Source organism: Vibrio sp. 10N.247.311.13 (genome assembly GCF_041467595.1).
Classification (GTDB): Bacteria; Pseudomonadota; Gammaproteobacteria; order Enterobacterales; family Vibrionaceae; genus Vibrio; species Vibrio crassostreae_C.
Window position 1 is genome coordinate 1 of sequence record NZ_JBFSUX010000029.1, and the last position, 14,607, is coordinate 14,607.

Sequence of the window (14,607 nt, forward strand, 5' to 3'; positions counted from 1 at the left end):
CTGAGCCCGTAGAGGACTTTCACCTCCTAGATCAACGCCATGCTCGGCGCACAATTTGAAAGCCACCAAATGCAAATTTGGTGGCTTTTTTGTTTTCTAAAGATCTACAAAGAAAATACGAATGAAACACCTACAGCTTCGAAGCGCAAACACTCTCGAAGCGAAGCCTATCTGCATCTTTAGGGTAAAGTCCGTACTCGTATCTTTCTTTAACCGTTAGTGCTTTCGAAGATCTTGTCAGCCGATGCTGCCACAAAACCGGTATAAAGCTCACCATTAGCCATCGCATAACGCTTAGCGAACTCATAGAAGCCGCCAGGAATCATCTCATTGCCTTCAACAAATGAAACTGGGACTTTGTCTGCCATTGTTGATGATTGCTCTAATAAGACCTCTGGAGAGCCTTTAACCTCACCGCCAGATGCGTTGATAGTAAAGCCAGACTCGCTCAGGTAGTCATTCACCGCCTGCACTTCATCAAAGTTATTCAGCTGGTTCACACTTACCGTAAAGTGGTTTGCACCATATCCATGAGCCGCGAGCCAAGATGCGTATTCGCTCTCTTTAGCTAGTACTTGGAAATCAGCGAAGCTCAAATCCCATTGGCGACCGCCAAACAAGAACTCATGACCTTGAAACTTGCTTGCATCAACCTGCTCAACTAACTTAGCAACGATCTGTTGTAATTCACTAGAACACTCTTCGACCTTCAATTCACTAATGAACACTTTTGGCTGCTTCGGGTCTGGGTGCTCGTAGTGTTTAGCCACTAGCTTCTTGCTCTCAAACAGGTAGTCGCCACACGCCTTGTAACCCAGTTCCAGGAAAGGCTTAGCTAGTGTTTCAATACCGAGAGGGGCAACATTAAAAGTACGCAGTGCAATATGGTCGTTGATCAGCGCTTCATCTTCTTTCAGCAAGTGATGCACTTTCTCAGCCGATGGACACAGCCTGTGAATGTAATCGTCCCAAAGTGATTTAAAGAGTAGATCGGGCGTCATGGTGACTCCTTGTCAGAGGTTCTAGCAAGCTAGTAATTTGGATTAGAAAGGGAGAGGCTGAGACACAGAGTCAGCAGCCATCAGCCTGTGACATACTTTTCTATTATTATCTACCGCCCAATCTAGGTGTTGGGCGTGATGGAAAAAGGAAGCGATAGCACCGCTTCCTATTTCAAACTTGACGCATAAGCCTAAGACTCATTAGCCTAAATTAAAGCTCAATACCTGGGCTAAACGTTGCCGGAAGTTGAGTTTCGCCACCTTCCATTGAAGCCATAGGGTAAGCACAGTAGTCAGCCGCGTAGTAAGCACTTGGGCGTAAGTTGCCCGAAGCACCTGGACCACCAAATGGAGCATCGCCACTTGCGCCTGTTAGCTGGCGGTTACGGTTAACAATGCCCGCACGGATATGGTCAACAAAGTATTCCCATTCAGAATCATCTGTTGATACTAAGCCAGCAGATAAACCAAAGCGTGTGTCGTTAGCTAGCTCAACCGCTTGCTCTAGCGATTGATAACGGACCACTTGTAGCAATGGACCAAAGTACTCTTCATCCGGCAGTTCAGCAATGTTGGTTGCGTCGATAATACCAGGAGAAACAAACGCCGCCTGACCCGCTTTTGCTTCTACTAGACTTACACCGCCTAACGATTGCAGATTCGCTTGTGCGTCCAGAATGAACTTAGCCGCAGCTTCAGAGATCTGTGGGCCCATGAAGGGTGCTGGCTCAGCGAATGGCTGATCGACACGAATTTTCAAGGTCGCAGCAACGAGCTTATCCAGTAGTTGATCGCCCTTATCTCCTATTGGAACATACAAGCGACGTGCACATGTACAACGTTGACCCGCACTGATGAAAGCTGATTGGATGATAGTGTATACCGTTGCGTCTGCATCACCGTATTGGTCGCTGATCACCATAGGGTTGTTGCCGCCCATTTCTAGTGCCAGCATCTTGCCCGGTTGGCCCGCGAATTGACGATGCAGGATATGACCGGTATTGGCACTACCTGTGAACAGCACGCCATCAAGGCCTTTAGCATCAGCCAGTGCGATACCTGTCTCTTTAGCGCCTTGCACTAGGTTGATTACGCCAGCAGGAAGACCCGCTTCTTGCCATAGCTTCATTGCGAATTCACCCGTCCAAGGTGTCTGCTCTGAAGGCTTGAATACTACGGTGTTGCCCGATAGCAGAGCTGGAACAATATGACCGTTAGGTAAGTGACCAGGGAAGTTGTAAGGCCCAAATACCGCCATCACGCCCAATGGACGGTGACGAAGTACAATTTGGTTGCCAGCCGCTTCACGTGAAGCTTCACCTGTACGCTCGTGGTAAGCACGGATAGAGATAGCAATTTTGCCTGCCATCGCGCCCGCTTCAGTGCGAGTTTCCCAAATCGGTTTACCCGTCTCTTTTGCAATAATCTGTGCAATCTCTTCGCTGTTCTCTTTTACCTTCTCAGCAAAGTTCAACACGATCGCTTCACGCTCTGCAAAGCTCAATTTTTTCCAAACCAAGAAGGCTTCACGAGCTGCTGCTACTGCAGATTCAACCTGCGCTGGTGTTGCGCTATCACCCTGCCACACTACTTCATTGTTGTATGGGCTTACTGATGTCATGGCGTCACCTTGACCTGCCACCCACTGTCCTGCTATCCACTGAGTCATACTTCTATCCTTAAAATCTTCGACAGATAATCGCCGCTCTTACTGAGCCAACATGCGAACGAATTCGCCTTCTTTTACTTCAAGAGCGCTCGCTACTTCAGATGATAAAATCACTGTGTCGCTTGCTTGGTCATACGCACCTTTCGCGGCTACTGCGCGGAAGTTCTCAAACGAGGTATTACCAATTAGGAAGTCTTTAGAGCTAGAGTGCTCTGCAATTTGAACCTGTGCTCGAATTGAGTGACGCACAGATTCGATGTTTCTTAGATCACACTCAACCGTTGGGCCTGCATCAAAGATGTCGACATAACCACGGTTGGTGAAACCTTCACGTTCCAGCAACTTAAGTGCAGGGCGCGTATTGTCATGTACCTCTCCGATCACCGCTTGAGCTTCTTTGCTCAGTAGGTTCACGTAGATAGGTAGCTTAGGCATTAGGTCAGCAATGAAGCCTTTCTTACCAATACCGGTTAGGTAATCGGCAAGCGTGAAGTCAATCGAGAAGAAATGTTCTTGCAGCCATTGCCAGAAAGGAGAATTGCCTTCCGCATCTGATACACCACGCATCTCAGCAAAGATCGTTTTTGAGAAACGCTCTGGGTGCTCAGCCATCAGTAGGAAACGACACTTAGACATCAGTCGACCGTTTAAGCCTTTGCGGTAATCAGGACGTAAGAACAGCGTACAAATTTCGCTGCAGCCTGTGTAGTTATTACCAAACGTCAACAGCTTAACCACGTTATTCACTTTAAGGCGCTGTGAAGAGTGAACCACTTTACTGATGTGGTACGAGTAAAAAGGCACATCCCAGCCAATGGAAGCTTCGATACCCGTTGTACCAGCAACTTCGCCAGTTTCAGCGTCGAAACCCACCATTAGATAGCCTTCATCACCGGGTTCGGTCACGTCTGCTTTCGCAAAGCTGTATTCAGAATGGGTAATTCGGTTAGTTAACAATTCTTCGTTAACCGGAAGAGATGTGAATCCATGACCTGATTCAACTGCACAGGTGTGCAGCGCATCGTAATCAGACAGTTTTATTGGGCGAACAACTAGCATCAATATTCCCTCCAGATGCAAAATAGGCCCAAAACCAGAAGCTTGGGCCTTTAGCAGTACGTCATGAGATCGCTCTAATGGCGATCATTCCTATGACGCCGCTCAGGCTAAACTAGCGTAGCGATTGCTTTGTCTAGTTTTGATAAACCTTCTTCAATTTCTTGTTTAGTGATAACCAGTGATGGAGTAAAACGAACCACGTTTGCACCCGCAACCAGTACCATTAGGCCTTGCTCGCCTGCTGCTACTAATACGTCACGCGCACGCCCTTGCCATTCGTCATTCAGTGCAGCACCTAACAATAGGCCTTTACCACGAATCTCACTGAAAATTTGGTATTTGTCGTTAATCTTAGTTAGACCATCACGGAATAGCGCTTCACGCTCTTTTACGCCTTCTAGAGTCTCAGGTTGGCTAACTACGTCAACCACTGCTTCAGCTACCGCACACGCCAGTGGGTTACCACCGTATGTAGAACCGTGCGTACCAACCTTAAGGTGTGTAGCCAGTTCAGACGTCGTCAGCATTGCGCCGATAGGGAAACCGCCACCTAGAGACTTCGCTGTGCTTAGAATGTCTGGCGTCACGCCCAGACCTTGGTAAGCATAGAAGTTACCAGTACGACCATTACCTGTTTGTACTTCATCAAAAATCAACAATGCATTGTGCTTGTCACACAGTTCACGAACCGTATTCACGAACTCAGCCGTTGGAGAGATGATACCGCCCTCGCCTTGCAGAGGTTCCATCATGATGGCACAAGTGCGATCAGAGATATGCGCTTCTAGAGCGGCAATATCGTTGTAAGGTAGGTGAGTTACATCGCCAGGTTTTGGACCGAAGCCATCTGAGTAAGCTTCTTGACCACCAACGGTTACAGTAAAGAAAGTACGACCGTGGAAACCTTGTTTGAATGCAATGATTTCAGATTTCTCAGGACCGTGAACATCCGCAGCCCAACGACGAGCTAGCTTAAGTGCTGCTTCGTTCGCTTCTGCACCAGAGTTCGCAAAGAATACTTTTTCTGCAAAACATACGTCAGTTAGCTTCTTCGCTAGACGCAGTGCAGGTTCGTTAGTCATTACATTACTTAGGTGCCAAATCTTGTTTGCTTGCTCGGTAACAGCATTAACCATTGCTGGGTGACAGTGACCCAAACAGCTCACAGCGATACCACCAGCAAAGTCGATATACTCTCGGCCTTGTTGGTCCCAAACGCGTGCGCCTTCCCCTTTTACTGGGATCATTTCCATTGGGTTATAACAAGGCACCATCACCTCATTAAACAGACTACGTTCTACTTTATTTTCCACTGTCATCGTACATTCCTTCTCGATACCGCAAGCTTCGCAAATAAGCGTAATGGTTCATAAGTGAGACAAAGATATTTTGTCTCGCCATAATCCCGCTGCAGCATTATATTTACATTTAATTAACCTTTTCAATAGTAGATTATTCTTTAGCCATCCCTTACAACCAGCTAAACGTCACTACCTATGACTATTTATGCATCAATTAATCTGTTTTATGAAGCTTTTTTTACCTAAACGTATAACCAGCAACAGCAAAGCCTTACTGGCATTGCGGTATATTGGGTTCGAGACGAAATAACGCGAATAATTTTGCATAGGCTAAAAACTTAGCCTGACGAGGGAGAAATGTTATAAAAAGTGATCGGCGTCAGAGGGATGAAGACGCGTAGCGCCCGAATTTAAACGCTTAACGGGTAATGGAATACGTTAAACTGGCTTATTTAGACGGAGAAAGAGTCAAATTTAAACACTCAGCGTGCTAGGAAGTTAGCGAGAAGCTGGTGTCCTTGCTCTGTTTTAATCGATTCAGGGTGAAATTGGACGGCATCAATCGGCAAGGTTTTGTGTTGATAACCCATGATCTCATCCATGCTACCATCTTCAAATTCCGTCCAAGACGTCAGCTCAAAACAGTCTGGTAATGTGCCGTTTTTCACCACTAAAGAGTGGTAACGAGTCACAGTCAGAGGGTTATTGAGACCTTGAAAAACACTCTTCCCGTTATGACGAATAGGCGAGGTTTTACCGTGCATCACTTGTCTGGCTCTCACCACTTCACCACCAAAGACTTGAGCAATGGCTTGATGACCAAGACACACACCTAAGATCGGCAGCTTACCAACGAAGTGTTCAATCACCTGCAGCGAAATTCCCGCATCATCGGGCGTACATGGGCCCGGCGAGATAACAAGATGGCTAGGATTTAGCGCTTCGATGCCCGCAATATCAATCTCATCGTTGCGAACAACTTTTACAGTTACCCCTAACTCACAGAAATACTGATACAAGTTATAGGTAAAAGAGTCGTAGTTATCGATGATAAGTAACATGGGTCGAAATCGTTTGCTAAATACTAAAGGATTGGGAGATATAGGGGCGGTATTGTGCAATACCCATAGCGAAAGGCAAGTGGAAACTGCATTTCGCCAATAATTAAGGCCAACCTAAGTTGACCTTAATTGTTTACAGATAGCGTTAAGTTATCTGAATTGGCTTACTTGTATGGCAAGCCAATCTATTTGTGATTGAGCTACTTACGACGACGCCACATTGCTAAGCCAAATAGTGACATAAGAGCACCGAAGCCAAATGAACCGCCTACTCTTAGCTCAAGAACGGCAGGATCATGATCCGATGAACGGAAGTGATCTTGGTACTTAGGTAGGTCACCTTTGTACTCTTCGTTGTAGTCAAACAACGTCGACTCACCACCATTGATGTGCCAATCGGTAGCATCGACAACCCTATCTTTCAGGCTTTCGCTGATCAGCAGGTGGTCTAGAGCGCCAACTTCATCATTGTATGAGTAGCTCCAGCTGTCTGGGTGCTTTTGAGCCACAGCATTGATATAACCGTAGTTCTTCGTAATCACCGCACCGCTATCACCAAACTGCTCAACACCATCAATGTAGGTATTACGAGCTGCTTTGATCTGCTTGCCGTATTTCTCTTCCGAGTAATCGGTTAGCACCAGCATTGGATCTTCCATGCCGTACGAGTTCATATCACCCAGGATCACTTTGTGACCTTTGATGCCATCGAGCGCTTCACCTAATGCAACCGCCGCAGCAACACGGAAGTTCTCACATGAACCTTGCTTATCGGCATCAACGCCGCCTTGGCCGCCCTGCTCAATCGGAGCAGCATCTTCCCAACACTTAGAGCCTTTCGATTTAAAGTGGTTGATCGCTACGGTGAGTTTCTCTTTGGTGCCTTTAACTTTAAAGGTTGGCGCCAATGAGTCACGTTGGTAGTTCTTACCGTCTTCAATCACCTTGCCTGAATCGTCTAACACCTCTGGTGCTTGTTGGCTTGGCATCGCGATAACACGGCTGTCTTTAAGCTTAACCACCTTCTTACGGTAGATAACACCCGTTGTGATAACGTCAGTACCAATAGAGTCCATCTCGTCGGTTACGCCGTCTTCGTTCGAGTCGACAGCCACAAAGGTATAACGGTCTTTCTTACGCTCAATGCGATCATTCAGTTGGTTTACAAGTTGCTGAATGGCAGAGCCTTCACCAAAGCCATTGTTCTCAATTTCCATCAAGCCAATGATGTCTGCATCTAAGCGAAGAATCGCGTTCACAATCTTCTCTTGCTGCATCTCAAACTCAGTGATGGTGTTCGCGCCACGGTTATTGCCGTGCTGATTCGCGTCGCCACCAAATGGAGAGTTGAAGTAGTTCAATACGTTGAAGGTCGCAATACGTAGGTCGCCTTCATCCATGTCTGGTTTGTCGGTACGCGGATCGTTACGCACATAGTTTTCAGCCGAGATCTGGTTAGTCGCAATTAAACGGTACTCACCGTAGCTGTAAGTCAGCACGCCTTCTAGGCCAACAATGGTGTCATCAATGCGGATGTAATCTTCTGTTGAACCATCTTGGTCGATATCAGTGCGGCCAAAATCTGGGTAGAAAGGGACTTGTCCATCAGCCGCTTTTTGATCGGTTTCAACGAAAAGACGGCGGTCTGCGTTGTCTTCAGTTTGCTGCTTCGCTTCGTCAGATCCCGCGGCGAAAAGCTGGTTCGGCTGCATGTTAATACGCTCATGCGCCAGTACCATGTTGTTACGACGACCTGCGTAGTCATAACCAAAGGCACGCGTCACACGCATATCAAGCGCTTCGGTTGTTTTCACCAACATGCCTTCGTAGCGTTCAAGCGTTGCAGCGAAGTTCTCGTCACTGTCTAGCACTTCAATCGCCGTAGCTTCAGGTGCCTGCTGCTCGCCCTGTTTTAGCCATTGGTTGTTTTCTACTTTCAGCTGAGTGTGGCTGTAGTATTCTTGAACCTTGCCTTTCACACACACTACATCACCGGCTACTAGCTCTGAGCTCGACTGGTTGGTATGAATAAATAGACCCTCAGAAGTGCTTGAGTTGAAATCATCCTCAAGTGCTTGCAGGTAGAAGCCTTTAGTTAGGCCTGTTGTTACCGCACTTACCACACCTTTTACGAAATATTCATCGTCGGTGATGTATGGGTAGCCATCGATGAATGGCGATGTAGCGCCCTCACCTTGGATTTCTTGAATGGTGGTGAATACTGGGTCAGAGCCATCTTGTGTACAAGTGAACGCTTCTGGCAGTTCAACGCTGTCTAGTGAACCTAGGCCTTCAATGCTGTCTTTTGGTAGCGATACCCATTGTGAAGCATCAAACGTCGCAGAAGGTGTTTGTGTCGCACGAACCAAAGTAACATCTTTGCCCCAGTCCACATCGCCCATCAAACCAACAACATCATGTACCGAGCCGTCTGAATTCAAGATAGCCAGCGGGTCGTCACCATTATGATTGGCGATAGAGGCATTAATGATGTCAGCTTGAGCTTTAATCTCATCACTCGCACTAGAATGTGCGACCACGAGTACTTCACCGGGTGCTAAAACGTGTCCATCTAAAGGTAAAGTGGCACCCCATGATCCGTTGCCATTGGCAGATTTCGCCAATGAGTAACCATCTAAACTAATGCTGCTATCGCCACTATTGGCAATCTCAACCGCTTTGTTATAGCTGCCGCCTTCCACATATTGTGAAATAAACAAATCAGCGTGTGCGCTTGTAGTTAACAAGCTACCAATTGCCACTGCTAGCAATGAAGGTTTGTGTAAAAGAGCCATCCGTTTCACCTGAGTTCATCGAGTTATAGTCACTGCCATCTATGGGCAGTCATGTATTTTGTGGTAACTATCAGGTTTATTTATGAAAGGAATAAGTCAGTTGGCAAGAAAATGAGGAACTTATCACTTTGGAATCATCAATTGTTTGGCACGTTATATATTTCCAACATATATAGAAACGAGTATGATTTTATAAAGCTTGAGGGTACCAAATAAGATCATCTGCACAGCATTACAGCGATGGATATGCTAGCTAAATACTGGGTAAATTATCAATTCAAACAAGGGGGTTTCGAGGAAGGCAAATGGAATGGGCATGAAAAAGCCCAAAGTAAACAACAGCTACTTTGGGCTCAAATTCTCAAGCGAGTTGTGTTAGTTCACCCTATGGGCGAGTAACAAAACCTACTGCTTCGTATGCTTTTTTCAGTGTCACTGCAGCACGTTCAGAGGCTTTTTCAGCACCGGCTTTCATTACTGCGTCCATGTAGGCACGGTCAGCACGGATACGGTGATATTCAGCTTGAATCGGCTCAAGCATCTCAACCAATGCTGCGCCTACGTCTTTCTTGAACGGACCGTACATTTCAACGCCTTGGTACTGCGCTTCGATCTCTTCGAACGTTTTACCTGTCGCTGCAGAGTACAGACCCATTAGGTTAGAGATACCCGCTTTGTTTTCCCAATCGTGAGCAATGCGTGGTGGTGTTTCTGCATCGGTTTGCGCTTTGTTGATCTTCTTGATGATCGACTTAGGTTCTTCTAGCAAAGTAATCACGTTCTTACGGTTGTCGTCTGACTTAGACATCTTCTTCGTCGCATCTTGCAGGCTCATTACACGTGCATTCACTGTTGGAATGTAAGGTTCTGGTACTTGGAAGATTGGCGTTTCAGGACCGTAGATGTTGTTGAAGCGAGTTGCGATATCACGCGCTAACTCTAAGTGTTGTTTCTGGTCGCTACCTACAGGCACTTGATGAGCACCGTAAAGCAGGATGTCTGCAGCCATCAACACTGGGTAGTCGTATAGGCCTACGTTTACGTCATTTGAGTGGCGTGCAGACTTATCTTTAAACTGAGTCATACGGCTCAGTTCACCCATTTGCGTGTAACAGTTAAGAAGCCAACCAAGTTGAGCATGCTCTGGTACGTGTGACTGAACAAATAGCGTGCTCTTCTTTGGATCAACACCGACAGCAAGACAGATTGCTAGTGCGTCTAGAGTCGCTTCATGCAGTGCTTTCGGGTCTTGGCGAACCGTAATTGCGTGAAGGTCTACAACACAGTATTGGCAATCGTAATCATCTTGCATCTGTTGCCATTGACGTAGAGCACCCAAGTAGTTACCGATACTTAGTTCACCAGATGGTTGAACACCACTCAATACGATGGGCTTGCTCATGGTTTTAATTCCTTTGCTTATTCGCTAAGTTTATTGAACGCTTAGCTTCTTAACTTAAATATAGAAAAGCCGCACAGCTCTTCTGTACGGCTCATCCAGTGTACTCATTGATAAGTATTTTGCTAGTAGGTTAGCTAACTTTTGTCCGCTTTATGCTGAAACTAGAACGACATCTAGTAATTGCGCGACGTTATCCGCGACATAGTCAGGGTTTGATGCTGAAATCGGCTCGCCGTGGTTATAACCGTAAGTCAGACCAAACGAGTGACAACCTGCATTCTTAGCCGCTTTAATGTCGTTGCTTGAATCGCCAACCATCAACATCTCTTCCGCTTTTACATTGTGCTTTTCTAGCAACCAGTTCAGAGCGACTGGGTTCGGTTTTTTCTCTGGGAAAGAGTCGCCACCCAACACATCAACAAAGTACTTATCAATACCGTGTTGCGCCAGTACGTCTGGTACAAACTTCGATGGCTTGTTGGTAACCAGCGCCATAGTGAAGCCGGCTTTATCCAGCTCAGCCAGCGTCTCTTTAACCGATGGGTAAAGGTGACTTAGCTTGTGACCGCCCTGCTCATAGAAATCATCAAACAGGATGCGTGCTTTTTTCAGTAGCTCTGGCTCTAGGCTTGGGTCAACCGTCAAGTTACGGCTGAGTGAACGTCCGATAAGAACATCAGCACCATTACCTACGTAGTCGCGAACTTGTTCTTCGCTCACTGAAGGGAAGCCCAACTCCTGACAAGCTTGGTCAGCAGCAACGGCCAAATCAGGCACGCTGTCTAACAAGGTTCCATCCAAATCAAAGGCGATCAGTTTTATTGAGCTTAATGACATCTTACTTTCCTATTTATTATGTTCATCTTATGAGTTGAGCTAATAAGACGTAAAAAAGGGGCAAATTAGCCCCTTAATATTCAATCTATCTGTAGTTTTACGATTATGCGTTTACTTTTGCAAGCTCTGCACGCATCTCATCAATCACTTCTTTGTAATCTGGTTGATTGAAGATAGCTGAACCCGCAACGAACATATCTGCGCCCGCTTCTGCGATTTCACGGATGTTATCCACCTTCACACCGCCATCAATCTCAAGGCGAATGTCGCGGCCTGACTCATCAATCAGCTTACGAACAGCACGTAGTTTATCTAGCGTGTGAGGAATGAAAGATTGACCGCCGAAGCCTGGGTTCACAGACATTAGTAGAATCATGTCTACTTTGTCCATGATGTAATCTAGGCAAGAAAGCGGTGTTGCAGGGTTAAGAACCACACCCGCTTTACAGCCGTGCTCTTTGATTAGCTGTAGAGTGCGATCGATGTGCTCTGAAGCTTCAACGTGGAAGGTAATCATTGATGCGCCGGCTTTAGCAAACTCAGGCACGATGCTGTCTACTGGCTTAACCATAAGGTGAACATCGATAGGAGCCGTAATACCGTAGTCGCGCAGCGCTTTACAGATAGGCGCGCCAAAAGTCAGGTTAGGTACGTAGTGGTTGTCCATCACATCGAAGTGCACAACATCAGCACCAGCTGCGAGTACTTTTTCTACGTCTTCACCAAGACGAGCAAAATCTGCAGACAAAATCGATGGAGCGATTAGAAAATCTTTCATACCAAACCTCTTAAGAGTGAGTAAATTGCGAATATCACCGCCTTGTGACATCTCATATACAAATACAAGACTCAATTCCAAGACTATTTGGTGTGCAATTCTACCTAAGCAACTAAGCAGATCCTAGCAGTTCGAAAGATTAGTTTATGAAAGTACCCGTTGGTCACTCAATTTAATGAGTTCGAGGGTTATGTTGGCCGCTACAATTCTTCTGAAGCGTGTTGCTGGTTTTTCTCTTTATGAAAAAGTGCCAGTAACTCATCGACTTTATTGCGCCCTGCGCCATTACGGCTAATGGTGCGCTTAACCTTGACCACGTTCAGTTCTGCACCATGGTATAAACGGCGCGTTAAGGTGGTGTCATGGTTTGAGATCAAGACAGGGATGCCTCGTTCCATCGCTGCTTTTTCAGCAACATCCGCCAGTGCAGCTTGGTCATCTAAGCTAAAGCCATTACCTGCGTAAGAGGTAAAGTTTGCCGTGTTCGACAGTGGTGCGTATGGAGGATCGCAGTAAACCACACAGCCTTTGCGCGCGCGGCTAAAGGTTTCATGGTATCCCTCACAGACGAAGGTGGCTTTTTTCGCTTTCTCGGCAAAAAATTCCAGCTCAGCTTCTGGGAAGTAAGGTTTTTTATAAGAACCAAATGGAACGTTAAAACCGCCCTTCTTGTTGTAACGACATAGGCCATTGAAGCCAAATCGGTTCATATACAAGAAAGCCAATGAACGATACATGACGTTATCTGTACCATTGAACTCAGCGCGAATATCTAAGAAGGCTTCTTTACGGTTGTTCTCAGGACAGAACCAGCGCTTCGCTTCCGTGATATAAGTTTCAGGATCGGTTTTAAGCAGGTTGTACAGGTTGATAAGATCGGGATTGATATCTGCAAGCAGGTACTGTTCAAAGTCAGTATTCAGAAATACTGAGCCGGCACCGACAAACGGTTCTACCAATTTACGAGCAGGTGGCAGGTGACGTTGGATGTCTTCAACTAGGCCATATTTACCACCAGCCCATTTTAGAAAGGCACGCTGCTTTTTCATTTACTGCTCTATCTATCAACTCAAAAATAAGGCTGCGGAATGTAACATATTTTGAGGCTAAGCTCAGGGTTATTTCGCACGTTCTATCTCTCGATGCACTTGATTCATCGATTTTGCCCAAGGTTCCAACTGTTGAAGGGGTTTTGATAACGCACTTACCGCGTCTCTCGCCACTTGAATCGTTGGGTAATCTTGATAAGTGATAATAAACCACTTGGTGTCGTTGCGAAGTGTTGGGTAAATACGAACCTTGTTCTCAAGGTCATACTCTTCAATGAAAGACTGTACGTCGTCCAATGAGGTCATCGCACTCAACTGCAAAGTATAAGCTCGCGGAGAGATAGCTTGTAACTCTTCGCGAGAAAATGAGAATGTAATTTTCTTAGTCGGTGGCGTGGACTGTGTTAGGTCTGTTGCTTCATCGGCTGAAGGCTGTGACTCCACTTTGTCTGCATCTGATTGCGAACTCACCGCGGCACCTGTGTTTTCTTCAACAGCAGCATCAATCGCACTGGTATCGGCACTTTCAGGTTTATCATCAAGCAAGGCATCAACCACATCAGAGGTGATTACGACACGCTGCTGATCTTGTTCGACTTCTCCAACACTCGCGGTATCTTCAACGACAGTCGGTGGCAAAGATGAGCTGTCGTCATCAGCACCTTGATAACTCATGTCAGCTTCGGCTTCAGAATCGTCCATTCCGTCGATTCCAGCTTGCTCGGTACCACTTTCCACTTCAAAAGTTGGGATAGCTGTCTGTTCAATCGGAGCGATAAGAGATTGCGCTTTATCGTCAGGGGTTGGTTGACTGAACATCCACCAATAACCACCACCAATTAAAATCAACAGCAAGGCCACCACAATCGCGATATTGATGGGTGAGCCAATAATTGAGCGAATAATAATCCTTTTTTCCACTTTCAATTCTCCTAAAGCCATTAACTCACCGGGCAGAGGTTGCGCTTTATTAAACGCACGTCGCACGCAAGTTTCAGACTCATCATCAACATATCGAATCACCAGTGATTCAAAGAAATGTTCAGCTTCTGGTTGCGAAAGGTCATCGATCTCAAGATCGATAGGTTTGTGTTGTTGACCGTAGCTCAAACGCGTTAATAACGTATCTAAGTGGCCAGGTTCCGAGAAGAGAACGATATTGATCGTCCATTGAGGGTTTGATTGAGCTTCCAGTACCAACATCCATAATTCGGATACCAATAGCTCAGAAAGTCGTTGGGCATCATCAACGACGATAACCACATTACACGGTTCTCCATCCAGTAACCTTGTTAGGCTATCCGATAAAGAATCATGTTGATTAAACAGGGGATCAGAAACAATTTGGCTAAGAATGAGCGCACGGCGTTGTTGATCGTCTTGGCTTGGATGACAAAGCAGTAAACACTGATTTTTTTCTGTCGACCATGCTTCAAGATAACGCTGAGCCAACCAAGATCGGCCAGAGCCAGCTTTGCCCGCCACCGTCACAAGGTTTGAACCAAAGTTAGTCAAAAGCTGTAAGCGCTCTAGCAGCTCAACTTGAGATTCTAACTCTAATACTCTTAATTCATGAGCCAAACTCATTGGGGATCCCTACTGATAAGATCGATCAGTAAAACGCTTCAGTTGCCTAGAGTTTAGCTAGGCAACCT

Annotated in this window: 11 protein-coding genes; all 11 read right to left on the bottom strand. The window is 46.2% G+C overall.

Annotation, left to right across the window (positions count from 1 at the left end; genetic code table 11):
* Positions 1-209: 209 nt before the first annotated feature.
* The 11 genes from AB6E52_RS13350 to AB6E52_RS13400 all read right to left on the bottom strand — a co-directional run bounded on the left by AB6E52_RS13350 (position 210) and on the right by AB6E52_RS13400 (position 14,539).
* Positions 210-1,001: a DUF1338 domain-containing protein gene (locus tag AB6E52_RS13350; protein WP_102319995.1), complete on the bottom strand. Its 792-nt coding sequence runs from the start codon at positions 999-1,001 to the stop codon at positions 210-212.
* 211 nt (positions 1,002-1,212) lie between these two features.
* Positions 1,213-2,670 (bottom strand): succinylglutamate-semialdehyde dehydrogenase, encoded by a 1,458-nt coding sequence (gene astD / locus AB6E52_RS13355; protein ID WP_102319996.1) that lies wholly within the window; start codon positions 2,668-2,670, stop codon positions 1,213-1,215.
* A 39-nt stretch (positions 2,671-2,709) separates the two neighbouring features.
* On the bottom strand, positions 2,710-3,729 hold the full coding sequence (astA, locus tag AB6E52_RS13360) for an arginine N-succinyltransferase (protein WP_017061116.1): 1,020 nt from the start codon (positions 3,727-3,729) through the stop codon (positions 2,710-2,712).
* Between the two features lie 107 nt (positions 3,730-3,836).
* Positions 3,837-5,048 (bottom strand): aspartate aminotransferase family protein, encoded by a 1,212-nt coding sequence (locus AB6E52_RS13365; RefSeq protein WP_017066202.1) that lies wholly within the window; start codon positions 5,046-5,048, stop codon positions 3,837-3,839.
* Between the two features lie 464 nt (positions 5,049-5,512).
* A complete protein-coding gene (locus AB6E52_RS13370) occupies positions 5,513-6,091 on the bottom strand; it encodes an aminodeoxychorismate/anthranilate synthase component II (protein WP_009848915.1) in 579 nt (192 codons plus the stop codon).
* 200 nt (positions 6,092-6,291) lie between these two features.
* On the bottom strand, positions 6,292-8,886 hold the full coding sequence (locus AB6E52_RS13375; protein ID WP_102319997.1) for an ExeM/NucH family extracellular endonuclease: 2,595 nt from the start codon (positions 8,884-8,886) through the stop codon (positions 6,292-6,294).
* A 385-nt stretch (positions 8,887-9,271) separates the two neighbouring features.
* Positions 9,272-10,288 (bottom strand): tryptophan--tRNA ligase, encoded by a 1,017-nt coding sequence (gene trpS / locus AB6E52_RS13380; RefSeq protein WP_016796005.1) that lies wholly within the window; start codon positions 10,286-10,288, stop codon positions 9,272-9,274.
* Between the two features lie 150 nt (positions 10,289-10,438).
* The gene (locus tag AB6E52_RS13385) at positions 10,439-11,125 is read right to left on the bottom strand and encodes a phosphoglycolate phosphatase (RefSeq protein WP_017061120.1); all 687 of its coding nucleotides are present in this window, start codon (positions 11,123-11,125) and stop codon (positions 10,439-10,441) included.
* Between the two features lie 103 nt (positions 11,126-11,228).
* On the bottom strand, positions 11,229-11,903 hold the full coding sequence (gene rpe, locus AB6E52_RS13390) for a ribulose-phosphate 3-epimerase (RefSeq protein WP_017068835.1): 675 nt from the start codon (positions 11,901-11,903) through the stop codon (positions 11,229-11,231).
* Between the two features lie 200 nt (positions 11,904-12,103).
* On the bottom strand, positions 12,104-12,952 hold the full coding sequence (locus tag AB6E52_RS13395; RefSeq protein WP_017061122.1) for a Dam family site-specific DNA-(adenine-N6)-methyltransferase: 849 nt from the start codon (positions 12,950-12,952) through the stop codon (positions 12,104-12,106).
* 69 nt (positions 12,953-13,021) lie between these two features.
* Entirely contained in the window at positions 13,022-14,539 is a 1,518-nt protein-coding gene (locus AB6E52_RS13400) for an AAA family ATPase (RefSeq protein WP_017068836.1), read from the bottom strand.
* Between the last annotated feature and the right edge of the window lie 68 nt (positions 14,540-14,607).

What these genes read in the sequence shown, in the direction of transcription:
- astD (WP_102319996.1), bottom strand. Translation starts at nt 2,670, where the DNA reads ATGACTCAGTGGATAGCAGGACAGTGGGTGGCAGGTCAAGGTGACGCC.
- AB6E52_RS13375 (WP_102319997.1), bottom strand. Translation starts at nt 8,886, where the DNA reads ATGGCTCTTTTACACAAACCTTCATTGCTAGCAGTGGCAATTGGTAGC.
- AB6E52_RS13365 (WP_017066202.1), bottom strand. Translation starts at nt 5,048, where the DNA reads ATGACAGTGGAAAATAAAGTAGAACGTAGTCTGTTTAATGAGGTGATG.
- AB6E52_RS13370 (WP_009848915.1), bottom strand. Translation starts at nt 6,091, where the DNA reads ATGTTACTTATCATCGATAACTACGACTCTTTTACCTATAACTTGTAT.
- rpe (WP_017068835.1), bottom strand. Translation starts at nt 11,903, where the DNA reads ATGAAAGATTTTCTAATCGCTCCATCGATTTTGTCTGCAGATTTTGCT.
- AB6E52_RS13395 (WP_017061122.1), bottom strand. Translation starts at nt 12,952, where the DNA reads ATGAAAAAGCAGCGTGCCTTTCTAAAATGGGCTGGTGGTAAATATGGC.
- AB6E52_RS13400 (WP_017068836.1), bottom strand. Translation starts at nt 14,539, where the DNA reads ATGAGTTTGGCTCATGAATTAAGAGTATTAGAGTTAGAATCTCAAGTT.
- AB6E52_RS13350 (WP_102319995.1), bottom strand. Translation starts at nt 1,001, where the DNA reads ATGACGCCCGATCTACTCTTTAAATCACTTTGGGACGATTACATTCAC.
- trpS (WP_016796005.1), bottom strand. Translation starts at nt 10,288, where the DNA reads ATGAGCAAGCCCATCGTATTGAGTGGTGTTCAACCATCTGGTGAACTA.
- astA (WP_017061116.1), bottom strand. Translation starts at nt 3,729, where the DNA reads ATGCTAGTTGTTCGCCCAATAAAACTGTCTGATTACGATGCGCTGCAC.
- AB6E52_RS13385 (WP_017061120.1), bottom strand. Translation starts at nt 11,125, where the DNA reads ATGTCATTAAGCTCAATAAAACTGATCGCCTTTGATTTGGATGGAACC.